The 11,916-nt window shown below is 73.5% G+C and carries 9 protein-coding genes and 1 pseudogene; 8 read left to right on the plus strand and 2 right to left on the minus strand.

Features of this window, described 5'->3' with window-relative positions; all coding sequences use genetic code 11:
- Positions 1-71 precede the first annotated feature (71 nt).
- Positions 72-1,223, plus strand: coding sequence for an ATP-grasp domain-containing protein (locus IE260_RS00460; protein ID WP_189868381.1), 1,152 nt, complete (start codon positions 72-74; stop codon positions 1,221-1,223).
- 156 nt (positions 1,224-1,379) lie between these two features.
- Here IE260_RS00460 and IE260_RS00465 read toward each other — a convergent pair whose 3' ends face one another.
- Positions 1,380-2,717: a 6-phospho-beta-glucosidase gene (locus IE260_RS00465; RefSeq protein WP_189868382.1), complete on the minus strand. Its 1,338-nt coding sequence runs from the start codon at positions 2,715-2,717 to the stop codon at positions 1,380-1,382.
- Positions 2,718-2,799: 82 nt separating this feature from the next.
- Between IE260_RS00465 and IE260_RS00470 the strand changes: the two genes are divergently transcribed.
- The 7 genes and pseudogenes from IE260_RS00470 to IE260_RS00505 all read left to right on the plus strand — a co-directional run bounded on the left by IE260_RS00470 (position 2,800) and on the right by IE260_RS00505 (position 10,800).
- Positions 2,800-3,627 carry a PaaX family transcriptional regulator gene (locus IE260_RS00470; protein WP_189868682.1) on the plus strand — a complete coding sequence of 276 codons (828 nt, stop codon included), beginning with the start codon at positions 2,800-2,802 and terminating at the stop codon, positions 3,625-3,627.
- Between the two features lie 216 nt (positions 3,628-3,843).
- Positions 3,844-4,071 (plus strand): annotated as a pseudogene (locus tag IE260_RS00475) (MarR family winged helix-turn-helix transcriptional regulator); the annotation flags it as partial.
- 134 nt (positions 4,072-4,205) lie between these two features.
- Positions 4,206-5,519, plus strand: a complete 1,314-nt coding sequence (locus tag IE260_RS00480; RefSeq protein ID WP_373303299.1) for an MFS transporter — start codon at positions 4,206-4,208, stop codon at positions 5,517-5,519.
- Positions 5,516-6,886 (plus strand): alpha/beta hydrolase family protein, encoded by a 1,371-nt coding sequence (locus IE260_RS00485; RefSeq protein WP_189868384.1) that lies wholly within the window; start codon positions 5,516-5,518, stop codon positions 6,884-6,886. The genes IE260_RS00480 and IE260_RS00485 overlap by 4 nt, the downstream gene beginning before the upstream one ends.
- Positions 6,883-7,704, plus strand: a complete 822-nt coding sequence (locus IE260_RS00490) for an IclR family transcriptional regulator (RefSeq protein ID WP_189868385.1) — start codon at positions 6,883-6,885, stop codon at positions 7,702-7,704. The genes IE260_RS00485 and IE260_RS00490 overlap by 4 nt, the downstream gene beginning before the upstream one ends.
- A gap of 483 nt (positions 7,705-8,187) precedes the next feature.
- Positions 8,188-9,198, plus strand: a complete 1,011-nt coding sequence (locus IE260_RS00500; RefSeq protein ID WP_373303296.1) for a L,D-transpeptidase — start codon at positions 8,188-8,190, stop codon at positions 9,196-9,198.
- A gap of 204 nt (positions 9,199-9,402) precedes the next feature.
- A complete protein-coding gene (locus tag IE260_RS00505; protein ID WP_189868387.1) occupies positions 9,403-10,800 on the plus strand; it encodes a glycoside hydrolase family 16 protein in 1,398 nt (465 codons plus the stop codon).
- A 60-nt stretch (positions 10,801-10,860) separates the two neighbouring features.
- Here the strand turns inward: IE260_RS00505 and IE260_RS00510 are convergent, their stop codons facing one another.
- Positions 10,861-11,772: a helix-turn-helix transcriptional regulator gene (locus IE260_RS00510; protein ID WP_189868388.1), complete on the minus strand. Its 912-nt coding sequence runs from the start codon at positions 11,770-11,772 to the stop codon at positions 10,861-10,863.
- Between the last annotated feature and the right edge of the window lie 144 nt (positions 11,773-11,916).

Here is an 11,916-nt window from a genome sequence, read left to right on the forward strand (position 1 = left end):
CGGTGTCCCTCCAACCCCCCGGCCGGGCACGGCCTGCTTCGCCCTGCCCGCGAACCCGAAAGGCGGCCTGCATGACTTCTCGCGTACGCGTCTGGCTCAACCGTACGTACGCGGAGAACGTCTTCTTCATGGATCAGCTGCGGAGAAATCCCGACGCCCGGGCGGTCGAGATCCATGCCACGCACGGCGACCCGGACTCCCCCGTGCTGGCCGCCGCCGACACCGCCGACCTGGAGCCGGAGGGCCTGTCCCCGGCCGCCTACGTGGAGTTCGCGCTGGACCAGTGCGCGCGCCGCGGCATCGACGTGTTCGTGCCCCGGCTGCACCAGGCGGCGATCGTCGCGCACCGCGCCGAGTTCGAGGCGGTCGGCACGGCACTGCTCGCGCCGTCCCCGGAGGCGGTGGCCGTCTTCCACGACAAGGTGATCGCCTACGAGGCCGTCCGGGCCGCCGGGGTGCCGGTGCCCCCCTGGTGGCGGGTCCGTACGGCCGCCGAACTCGTCCGCGCGGTGGAGGAGTTGGAGGAGCTGGGCCACAGGGCGTGCTTCAAGCCCGCGGCCGGCGCGGGCGGGGTCGGTTTCCGGGTGGTCACTCGGGACGCCTTCTCGATGGTGCAGCTGAGCGGGTTTCCGAGTCCGTACGTGCCGCTGGACCTGGTCGTCCAGGCGCTGCGGTCCGCGCAGGGGCCGGTCGACTGGCTGGTGATGCCGCGGCTGGAGCAGCCGGAGGTGTCCGTGGACCTGCTGACCGGTCCCGACAACCGGGTGCGGCTGGCGGTGGGCCGCACCAAGAACGGCCGTCGCCGCGGGTTCACGCTGCACGAGCAGTGGCTGGGGCCGGCGCGGCGGATCGCCGAGACGTTCGGCCTGCACCACCTGTCCAACGTGCAGTTCCGGATGTACGGCGACCGGCCCGTCCTGATGGACGTCAACACCCGTCCGGCCGGCGGGCTGCACCAGCTGTCGCTGTGCGGTGTCAACGCCCCGTGGGCGGCCGTGCGGCTGGCGCTCGGCGACGACCCGGGCGAGATGGAGCCGCCGTTCCTGGGCCAGGACTACTCGGTGGTGTCGGGGCCGCGTCCGCTGCGGCCGGTACCGGTACCGCACCAGCGGGCGGACCACGCGTGGCCGGCCGCCCCGCCCGTCCTGGCCGCGGCCGGTCCGGCCGCACCTCTGGTCGCCCCGGCGACAGCGCCGGACCCGGCAGCCGGGGCGTCCGCGTAGCACGCGGGCGCCCGGGCAGCGGGCCGGTCCGGGTTGTCCCACCGGACCGGGGAAGTAGCTGATCCGCCGCGCGTTTGCGTACGCGCCGGCCGGCCCGTCGGCCCCGCCCCGGGACCGGCCCCGCTTGCGCCACGCGCGGCGGGATTCCCGTACGGACTACCTGAGGTACGCAAGGCCCGGGTGGACGGCGGTGTAGCCGTCGACGAGTCGCCGGGCCACGGCTACCGAGTCGACCAGCGGATGCAGGGCGAAGGCCCGCACGGCCGTCGCGCGGGAGCCGGACTCGGCCGCCGCCAGGACGTCCCGCTCGACGGCCTTGACGGCGCAGACCAGCGCGGTGGCGTGGCCCGGCAGCGGATCGACGGCCATCGGGTGGGCGCCGTTCGCGTCGACCAGACAGGGGACCTCGACGACGGCCTCGGGGTCGAGGACGCAGAGCGTGCCGCGGTTGCGGACGTTGAGGATCAGGGTGGCGCGCTCGTTCCGGGCGACGGCCCGCATCAGCGCCAGTGCCACCTTCTCGTAGCCGCCCGACAGGTCGTCCGCCTCTCGCTCGCCCGCGCCCGCCGCCTGACGGTTCTCGGCCATGTAGGTGGCCTCGCGCTCGGCGCGGGTGCGGTCCCACAGCTCCAGGGCGGAGACGTCGGCGCGACCCGCCTCCGCGTAGAAGCGTTCCTGCTGGTCGCGCAGGAACGCGCCGCGGGTCCGTTCGGCGGTCCGGTAGGCGCGTACGGCTTCCCGGTTGAAGTAGTAGTAGTGCAGGTACTCGTTGGGGATCGCGCCGAGGGAGCCGAGCCATTCGGGGCCGAAGAGCCGGCCCTCCTCGAAGGAGCCGAGCAGGGCGGGGTCGGCGAGCAGGCGCGGCAGTTCGTCACGGCCGGCGACGCGCAGGCCGCGCACCCAGCCGAGGTGGTTGAGGCCGACGTAGTCGATCCACGCCTGGTCCGGGTCGGCGCCGAGCACGCGGGCGATGCGGCGGCCGAGGCCGACCGGCGAGTCGCAGATGCCGATGACGCGGTCGCCGAGGTGCCGGGACATGGCCTCGGTGACCAGTCCGGCCGGGTTGGTGAAGTTGATGACCCAGGCGTCGGGTGCCAGCCGGGCCACGCGGCGCGCGATGTCGACGGCGACGGGCACGGTCCGCAGTCCGTACGCGATGCCGCCCGCACCGACGGTCTCCTGGCCGAGGACGCCTTCGGCGAGCGCCACCCGTTCGTCGTCGGCGCGCCCCTGGAGGCCGCCGACGCGGATCGCGGAGAACACGAAGTCGGCGCCGCGCAGCGCCTCGTCCAGGTCGGTCGTGGCGGTGACCTCGGGCGCGTCGGGCACTCCCGCGGCCTGCTCGGCCAGGACCCGGGACACCGCCGACAGCCGCGCCGCGTCCAGGTCGTGCAGCACGACGTGGGTCACGCGTCCCTCGGCGCGGTCCCCGAGGAGCGCCCCGTACACGAGCGGCACCCGGAAACCGCCGCCGCCCAGAATCGTCAGCCTCACGTCCGTGCCCTTCCGTCGCGCGCCCGCCTTCCTGCTGGCGCCGATCATGGCACGCCCCGGCCGGAGGTACCGTGGCCGCGTGATGCGTGAAGACTCGCCGCGACCGCAGTCCCTGATGCTGACGTTCCTGGGCGACCAGGTGCTGGGCCGGGACGTCTGCGTGTACTCCGGCAGTGTGATCGACGTCTTCGCGCGGGCCGGGATCGGCGAGCAGGCGACCCGTTCGACGCTGACCCGCATGGTGGGCCGGGGGTTGCTGCGCCGCCAGCGCGAGGGCCGCCGCATGTACTTCGGGCTGACCGGGCGTTCGGAGGCCGTGCTGCGCGACGGCGAGCGGCGCATCTGGCACACCGGCGCCGTCAACCGGCAGTGGGACGGCACCTGGACACTGCTCGGTTTCTCGCTGCCGGAGTCCTGGCAGCGCCAGCGGCACGACCTGCGCTCCCAGCTGGCCTGGTCCGGGTTCGGGCCGCTGTTCAACGGGCTGTGGATCGCGCCCGGCGAGGTCGACGTGTCGCAGCTGGTGGCCGAACTGGGCCTGTCCGCCCACGTCAAGGTGTTCCGCGCACACGCCGACGCCGGCATGGACATCGGCGCGATGATCGAGGAGACCTGGGAGCTGTCCGACCTGTCGGCGTCGTACGAGGCGTTCGTCCGGCACTGGCAGCCCTGCGGGGTGCGGACGCCGGACGGCGACGAGGCACTCGTGCTGCGGCTGCGGATGCAGACCGAGTGGCTCGGGCTCATCCGCCGCGACCCCCGGCTGCCGGTCGAGCACCTGCCGGACGGCTGGCCGGCCGAGCAGGCCGAGGAGACGTTCCGGACGGTGTACGACCGGCTGACCCCGCCCGCCCTGGACGCCGCGCGGCGCCTGCTCGACCTCGTGCCGGTCCGCGAGGCCGAGGCGTAGAACCGCGACGGGCTTCGCGCCACCGCCATCGGCCCGGCGCCACCCTCGGTCTCGACCGTGCATGCCGTCGACGGCGATCCGCACCCGCCGGCCGCCTCCGTGACCTCCGCGAGCCGGCCCCCACCGGCGCGTCGAGACGCAGGCCGCTGCCGGTGACGACGGCCGCCTCGCCGGTGGAATCGATGCCGGGCACGCGCGGGATCCCCTCACGGGCGAGGCCTGGTCGACGACCTGGAGGAGCTGGGCTTCGCCGAACGCCGGCCGTCCCCCGGCGACCGGCGCAGCCGGATCGTCGTCCTCACCGCCGGGGGACGGGCCTTCCTGCAGGACACCGGCCAGGCGGGGACGCACGTGACGAACGATCTCCTCGGCCCGCTCGACGCGGCCGAACGGCAGACCCTGCACGCCCTGCTGCTGCGCATCGCGGGGGACGGACTGAAGTGATGTTGTGCAAATGATTGACGGCTGAAGATTTACTGCCTAACTTCCCGGGCATCGGCACCGTCCCCAGGGAGCTCACCGTGCAGCCGTCCCCCTCCCCCTCGTCCGCCCGCCAACCGTCCCCGGACAACAGCCAGTTGCGCCGCGTCGCCCTGTCCGGCCTGCTCGGCACCACCGTCGAGTTCTACGACTTCCTCGTCTACGGCACCGTCGCCGCGCTGGTCTTCGGCGATCTGTTCTTCCCCGGCGCCGACCCCGCGGTCGGCACCGTCGCGGCCTTCGGCACCTTCGCCGCGGGCTACGTGGCCCGGCCGCTGGGCGGCATCGTCTTCGGGCACTTCGGCGACCGGATCGGCCGCAAGTCGATGATGCTGTTGACCATGGCCCTGATGGGCGGCGGCAGCTTCCTCATCGGCCTGCTGCCGACGTACGACGCGATCGGCGTGTGGGCGCCGGTGCTGCTGGTCGCCCTGCGCGTGGTGCAGGGCCTCGCGATCGGCGGCGAGTGGGGCGGCGCCACCCTGATGGTCGTCGAGCACGCCGAACGCACCCAGGGCGACCGGCGCGGCCTGTGGTCCAGCTTCACCCAGCTCGGCGCCCCACTCGGCTCCGTGCTCTCCGCCGGCGTCGTCGCCCTCGTCTCCGCCCTGCCGGACGACGACTTCCGCTCCTGGGGCTGGCGGGTTCCGTTCCTGCTCAGCGTCGTCCTGCTGGCCGTCGGTCTGTTCGTGCGGCTGAAGGTGGCGGAGAGCCCGCTGTTCGCGCAGGGGCGCCGGGCGCCGGTGGCCCGGCCGCCGGTCGTGGAGGTGCTGCGCCGGCCGAAGCCCGTGCTGCTGGCCGCCTGCGTCGGCATCGGCGCTTTCACCGCGCAGTCACTGCTGACCGGCTTCATGATCTCGTACGCCGTTGACCAGGGCTACAGCCGCCCGCAGGTCCTCACCGCGGTGACCGTCGCCTCCTGCGTGGCCCTGGCCGTCCTGCCCGCCGCCTCCGCGCTGTCCGACCGGGTCGGCCGCCGCCCCGTCGTCCTCGCCGGTGCCGTCGCCTGCGCGGCCCTCGCCTTCCCGGTGCTCGCCCTGGTGGACTCCGGCTCGCCCGGCCTGCTGATCCTCGCCCTCGTCCTCGGCCACGGCGTCGCCCAGTCCACGATGTACGGACCGCTCGGCGCCCTGCTCACCGAGCTGTTCGGCACCGAGGTCCGCTACACCGGCGCCTCCCTCGGCTACCAGGCCGCGACCTTGATCGGCGCCGGGTTCTCACCGCTGATCGCGAGCAGCCTCGTCGCCTCGTACGGCGGTGGCAGCACGCCCGTCGCCCTGTTGCTGTGCGCCGGCGCCGCGATCACCGCCCTCACCGTGTGGCGGATGCGGGAGACGCACACCGACACCCTCGACTCCCGCGCGTCCCAGGCCGCCGCGCCCTCCCCCGCCCCGGAAGGAACCCCGCGTTGAGGATCCGCCTCGTCCTGCCGGCCGTCGCCCTGTTCGCGGCGACCGCCCTGCCCGCGCAGGCCGCCGTGCCCGCCGACGCCCACGTCGAGGGACGGCTCCCGTCCGGCGCCGCCTACGTGATGGACGTACCCGCCGGCTGGAACGGCACCGTCCTGCTCTACAGCCACGGCTACACACCTGCCGGCTCCCCCAACCCGGCCCGCAACGCGCCCGACACGGACACCCGCGGCAAGCTGCTGGCCGCCGGGTACGCGCTCATCGGCTCGTCCTACGCGACGACCGGCTGGGCCCTGACGGAGGCCGTTCCCGACCAGCTCGCCACGCTGGACCTGTTCACCGAGCGGTACGGACCGGCCCGGCGGACGCTCGCCTGGGGCACGTCCTACGGCGGCCTCGTCACCACGGCACTCGCCGAGCGGCACGGCGACCGGTTCGACGGCTCACTGGCGATGTGCGGTCTGGTGCAGGGCGGCGTCGCCAACTGGAACAGCACGCTGGACCCGGTGTTCGCGCTGCGCACGCTGCTCGCCCCCGACTCCGGCATCCGGCTCACGGGATTCACCGGCCAGGACTCCGCGCGCGCCGCCGCCGAGGCGCTCACCGCGGCGACCGACGCCGCCCAGCGCACCCCCGGGGGCCGCGCCCGCATCGCCCTGGCCGCCGCCCTGCACAACATCCCCGGCCACAACGACACCACGCAGACCGAGCCCGGCCCGAGGGACTGGGCCGCCCGGCAGGCCAACCAGTACACGGCCGTCCGCGGACTCCTCCAGCAGCCCGCCTTCGGCTGGCGGCAGGAGGCCGAGAGCCGCGCCGGCGGCAACCCCTCCTGGAACACGGGCGTCGACTACACGGCCATGCTGCGCGGGTCACCGCTGTACAAGGAGGTCACCGAGCTGTACAAGGAGGCGGGGGCGTCCCTCGGCGCCGACCTCGCCGCGCTGAACCGCGCGCCCCGGATCGCCGCCGACCCCCGCGCCGTGCGGTGGATGCGCGACACCAGCGTCCTCACCGGCCGGCTGACCGATCCCCAGCTGATGATCCACACCACCGGGGACGCGCTGATCCCCGTACAGGCCGAGAGCGCCTACCGGCGGGCCGCCACCGCCGCCGGTTCCCGGCCGCTGCTGCGCCAGGCGTACGTCGGCGGCCCCGGCCACTGCACCTTCACCCCCGGCGAGACGGTGGGCGCCCTGCACACACTGGAGCACCGGCTCGACACCGGCCACTGGGACGCCTCGCCCGCCGCCCTCAACGCCCGCGCCCGCACTGCGGATCCGGCCTCCGAAGCCCGCTATCTCACCCACCACCCGGCGTCGTACCCTCGCCCCTACGACCTCGCCCACCCGGAAGACGCCCGGCCATGAACGCCCTGCCCCACTCCCGGCCTCGCTCGCGCGGGGGCGCCCCCACCGCGCCCGACCGGCTGCTGTCCGTGCTCGCCGCGTTCGACCACGAGCACCCGGCCCTGTGCCTGACGGACATCAGCCGGCGGGCCGGGCTGAGCCTGACCACCGCGCACCGGCTGGTGGCCGCGCTCACCGAGTGGGGCGCCCTGGAGCGGGACGAGTCCGGCGTCTACCACGTCGGCCTGCGACTGTGGGAGGTCGCCGCGCTCGCCCCGCGCGGTCTGGCGCTGCGGCAGGTCGCCCTGCCGTACCTGGAGGACCTGTACGAAGCGACGCACGAGAACGTGCAGTTGGCGGTACGGGACGGCGACGAGGTCGTCTACATCGAGTGGCTGTCGGGGCGGTCGGCGGTGGGCGTGCACATCCGCGTGGGGGCACGCTGGCCGCTGCACGCCACCGGGGTCGGGCTCGCGCTGCTGGCGCACGGCGACCCGGAGTTCCAGCAGGCGTACTGCGCCGCTCCGCTCGCCTCCTTCACCCCGTACACGATCACCGACCCGTCGCGGCTGCGCCGGGTACTGGCCGAAGTACGGCGGGTGGGCGCGGCCGTGAGCGACCGTCAGGTCACCGACGACGCCCTGTCGGTGGCGGCTCCGGTGCGCGGGCAGGACGGTACGGTGGCCGCCGCCGTCTCGGTCGTCGTGCCGCACGCCGACGCGTGCGTCCCGACGCTCGTCCCGGCGGTCCGGCTGGCGGCGCGGGGGATCTCACGGGCACTGGGGTGGCGGCCCGACGGCGGCGTGCGACCGGGAGGCCGCTCCGCCTCCGCCCACTGACGGCCCCGGGCGCCCGGCGCCGCCCGCGGCCCGGGGGCTTGGCCTCACCCTGGCGGTGCCGATCGAGAACCCGCGGTCGTACGGATGCTGCCGGCCCAGGCGGACGACGCCACGGTCGCTCGCGGGTGTCCTGCGCTCCGCCGACGTACTCGTCACCGGCTCCACCGGCCCGGCCCACCTCACCGCCGCGGTCGGCACACCCGTCGTCGCGGTCGGCACACCCGTCGTCGCCCTGGGGCCCGCCGCTCCCTACCGGGTCCCGACGGTCCTCCCCGGCGACCGCGGGCAGCCCGCACCGGTGGCGCTGCTCGGCCGCCGCGTCGGGCGCACCGGCGGTTCGGCGTGCGGGCGGAGAAGCCACGCCGACACCCGCAGCCGTTCGGCCACGGAGAGTCACCTGCCGCATTCTGTACCTGCCTGCCACATTTCTCACAGCGGTCACAGCCCCTTGACGGGCGCACACAGGGTCTACCCAGATATACGGTGCAGACTGCACACATCGCTCGACTCGTCACAGAAAGGCCGCATGCCGTGAGCACCCCCCACATACCCGACCGGGCCGACCAGCAGACCGGGTGGTCCCGGCGCGGGGTGCTCGCCGCGCTCGGCGCCGTGCCGGTCGCGGCGGCACTGATCGGTCTGGGCGGCGGTCCGGCGAGGGCGGCCGAGGGGACCCCCACTGCCGCCGGGAAGACGCTGACCGCCTCCGTCACCCCCGAGGCGGGCGGCACGTACGGCGTGGGCATGCCGGTGTCGATCACCTTCTCGCACGCCGTGACGAACAAGGCCGCGGTCGAGCGGGCGATCACGGTCACCGCCGACCCGGGCGTCGAGGTGGTCGGCCACTGGTTCGGGGACACCCGGCTCGACTTCCGTCCCAAGAAGTACTGGGCGTCCGGCACGAAGGTCACGGTGCGCCTGCGCCTCGCGGGCGTGCGGGCCGCCGACGGCGTCTACGGCGCCCGGTCGGAGGACATCTCCTTCACGATCGGCCGCGCGCAGATCAGCACCGTCGACCTGGCCAAGAAACGGATGACCGTCAAGCGGGACGGCAAGACGGTCGCCACCTATCCGGTCACCGGCGGGGACGCCGACCACACCACCTGGTCCGGGATCATGGTGATCAGCGAGCGGCTGGAGGAGACCCGGATGGAGTCCTCGACGGTCGGACTCGGCCACGAGTACGACATCGCGGACGTGCCGCACGCCCAGCGCCTGACCACCTCGGGCACGTTCGTCCACGGCAACTACTGGACCTCCGCCTCGGTCTTCGGACACGGCAACAGCACGCACGGCTGCATCGGCCTGCACGACGCCAAGGGCGGGGACGACGAGGCCACGGCGGGCCACGCGTTCTACACGGGTTCCCGGCTCGGCGACGTGGTGATCGTGAAGAACTCGGGCGGGCGGACCGTCGACCCGGCCAACGGTCTGAACGGCTGGAACCTGTCGTGGAAGAAGTGGAAGGCCGGCAGCGCACTCGGCGGCGCCTGAGCCGCCACGCAGGGTCCCGCAGGCCCGTATCGGCCATTCGCGGGATGAACTCCCTTGCGGCAAAACGACTTTCTCGGCTTCACCTCTTGACGGCCGGAGGACCGGAGAGCACATTGGGCGCACTCTGAGAGCGCTCTCACGCCCCCGTGCGCGTCTCGGGGGCGTTCGTGCTCACCGCTCCCGCACACCGAGAGGCACCCCCACATGAGAGATCCTTCCGGCACGCCCGCAAGACGGCGGCCGTTGCGCCGGGCCCTCGTGGCCGTCGTCGGCACGCTCGGCCTCGCCGCGGCGGCCACCGCCGTCACCGGACCGTCCGCCAACGCCTCCGCTCCCCCGCCGCCGTCCGGCTGGACCCAGGTCTTCGCCGACGACTTCGACGGCGCCGCGGGCTCCGGCGTGAACACCGCCCACTGGCAGTACGCGACCGGGACCTCGTACCCGGGCGGCCCCGCCAACTGGGGCACCGGCGAGGTCGAGACGATGACGTCCAGGGCGGACAACGTCTCGCTCGACGGCAGCGGCAACCTGCGCATCACCCCGCGGCGCGACGCCGCCGGCAACTGGACCTCGGGACGCATCGAGACCAGGCGCACCGACTTCCAGCCACCGGCCGGCGGCAAGCTGCGCGTGGAGGCGCGCATCCAGGTCCCGAACGTCACCGGTGCCGCGGCCAAGGGTTACTGGCCGGCCTTCTGGATGCTCGGCGGGCCCTACCGCGGCAACTACTGGAACTGGCCCGCCGTCGGCGAGATCGACATCATGGAGAACACCCAGGGCCTGAACACCGTGTGGGCCACGATGCACTGCGGCACCTCGCCGGGTGGCCCCTGCAACGAGACCAGCGGCATCGGCGGCAGCACCGCGTGCCCCGGTGCCACCTGCCAGGCCGGTTTCCACACGTACCGGGTGGACTGGGACCGCTCCACGAGCGTGGAGGAGATCCGCTTCTACGTCGACGGCAACAACTTCCACACGGTGCGCGCCAACCAGGTCGACGCCACGACATGGGCCAACGCCACGAACCACGGCTACTTCATCATCCTGAACGTGGCGATGGGCGGCGGCTTCCCGAACGCCTTCGGTGGCGGCCCCGACGCCGGCACCCAGCCCGGCCACTCGATGCTCGTGGACTACGTCCAGGTGCTGTCGTCCGGTGGGAGCGGTACCACGCCACCGCCGACCGGCAACCGCGACGCCTACGGCACCATCCAGGCGGAGTCGTACGACGCCCAGTCCGGGGTGATGACCGAGGCCACCTCGGACTCGGGCGGCGGCCAGAACCTGGGCGCCCTCGCGAACGGCGACTGGGTGCAGTACAAGGGCGTGAACTTCGGCTCCGACCCGGCCCGGCAGTTCTCCGCCCGGGTGGCGAGCGGCGCGGGTTCCGGCGTCAGCGGCCTGGTGGAGGTGCGCCTGGACAGCCGTACCGCCACGCCGATCGGCAGCTTCGCCGTGGGCAACACGGGCGGCTGGCAGTCGTGGCGGACGATCCCTGCGAACATCGCCTCCGTCACGGGGACCCACGACGTGTATCTGACCTTCACCAGCGGACAGCCGGCCGACTTCGTCAACGTCAACTGGTTCGGCTTCGGGCACTGATCCCGTAAGTGGCCGAGGGGCTCCACGCGCGCGTGGAGCCCCCTTCGCCATGTCAGGAAGTCAGCGCAGCTCCGCCCGGAACGCCGCCGGGGTCCGGTCCGTGTGCTGGTGGAAGAACTTGGAGAAGTTCGCCGCGTCCGGGAAGCCGACCGCCGCGCCGACCCGGCCGATCGGCATGTCGGTGTGGGCGAGGAGGCGCTTGGCCTCCAGGACCACGCGCTTGTCGATGAACGCCTTGGGCGTCTCGCCGGTCGCGGCGCGCACCGCGCGGACGAGGGTGCGGCGGGAGTAGCCGAGCGCTTCGGCGTAGGCGCTGACGCTGTGGTTGGTGGCGAAGCCGCGCTCGACCGCGTCGCGGAAGAGGGTGAAGGTGGTGTCGCCCTGGACGTCCGTCCGCCGCGCCGCCTCGGCGGAGCTGGCCGCAAGGTGCGCCAGGCGCAGCAGGAACGCCGACAGCGAGTGGCGCAGGACCGCCGTGTGCAGGCTCAGCGGCAGGGTCGTGGCGTCCTCGTACTCGCGCCGCAGATGCTCCAGCGCCGCCGTCAGACCGGTGAGCTGCGCCTCGTCGGGGCGGAGCAGGGGCGGCAGGTCGTAGCGGTAGAGGCCGGTGGCCTCGACGGTGGCGCGGGGCAGGAAGCCGGGCTGCATGGTCAGCACCGTTCCGCGGTACTCGCTTGTCGGCGAGAAGCGGTGGACCTGTCCGGGGCGGATCCACAGCAGGTCGCCGGCCGTCGCCTCGTACTCGGCGAAGTCGATCATGTGGCGGACCGGGCCGCCGGTGAACAGCATGACGACGTGGAAGTCGATGCGGTGCACGCGGTGCAGCGGCACATCGGCGTGCCAGGTGCGGCCGGTGCCCATCGGGCCGACCTGCATGCCGACGCCGAGGACGCTGAGACCGACCGGGAAGGGGAAGGTTCTGATCCCGTCGCCACCACCGCCGTCGCCGTCTTGGATGTGTTCGTCCGCCATGTCCTTCTCGTGCCGTCTCGCTCGGGCGCCGGAGCCCCGGGGCGTGTCCCAGTTTCACCACAGGCTGGCACACTCCGACCTTCACTCTCAAAAGTCATACTTTTAAGTTTGAACACGTCAGACCAGCAACTTCGCTCCTATCGA

The sequence above is a fragment of the Streptomyces viridiviolaceus genome (genome assembly GCF_014650995.1).
GTDB lineage: Bacteria > Actinomycetota > Actinomycetes > Streptomycetales > Streptomycetaceae > Streptomyces > Streptomyces viridiviolaceus.

Coding starts and splice junctions, on each gene's coding strand:
- IE260_RS00460 (WP_189868381.1), top strand. CDS start 72: ATGACTTCTCGCGTACGCGTCTGGCTCAACCGTACGTACGCGGAGAAC.
- IE260_RS00470 (WP_189868682.1), top strand. CDS start 2,800: ATGCGTGAAGACTCGCCGCGACCGCAGTCCCTGATGCTGACGTTCCTG.
- IE260_RS00490 (WP_189868385.1), top strand. CDS start 6,883: ATGAACGCCCTGCCCCACTCCCGGCCTCGCTCGCGCGGGGGCGCCCCC.
- IE260_RS00505 (WP_189868387.1), top strand. CDS start 9,403: ATGAGAGATCCTTCCGGCACGCCCGCAAGACGGCGGCCGTTGCGCCGG.
- IE260_RS00510 (WP_189868388.1), bottom strand. CDS start 11,772: ATGGCGGACGAACACATCCAAGACGGCGACGGCGGTGGTGGCGACGGG.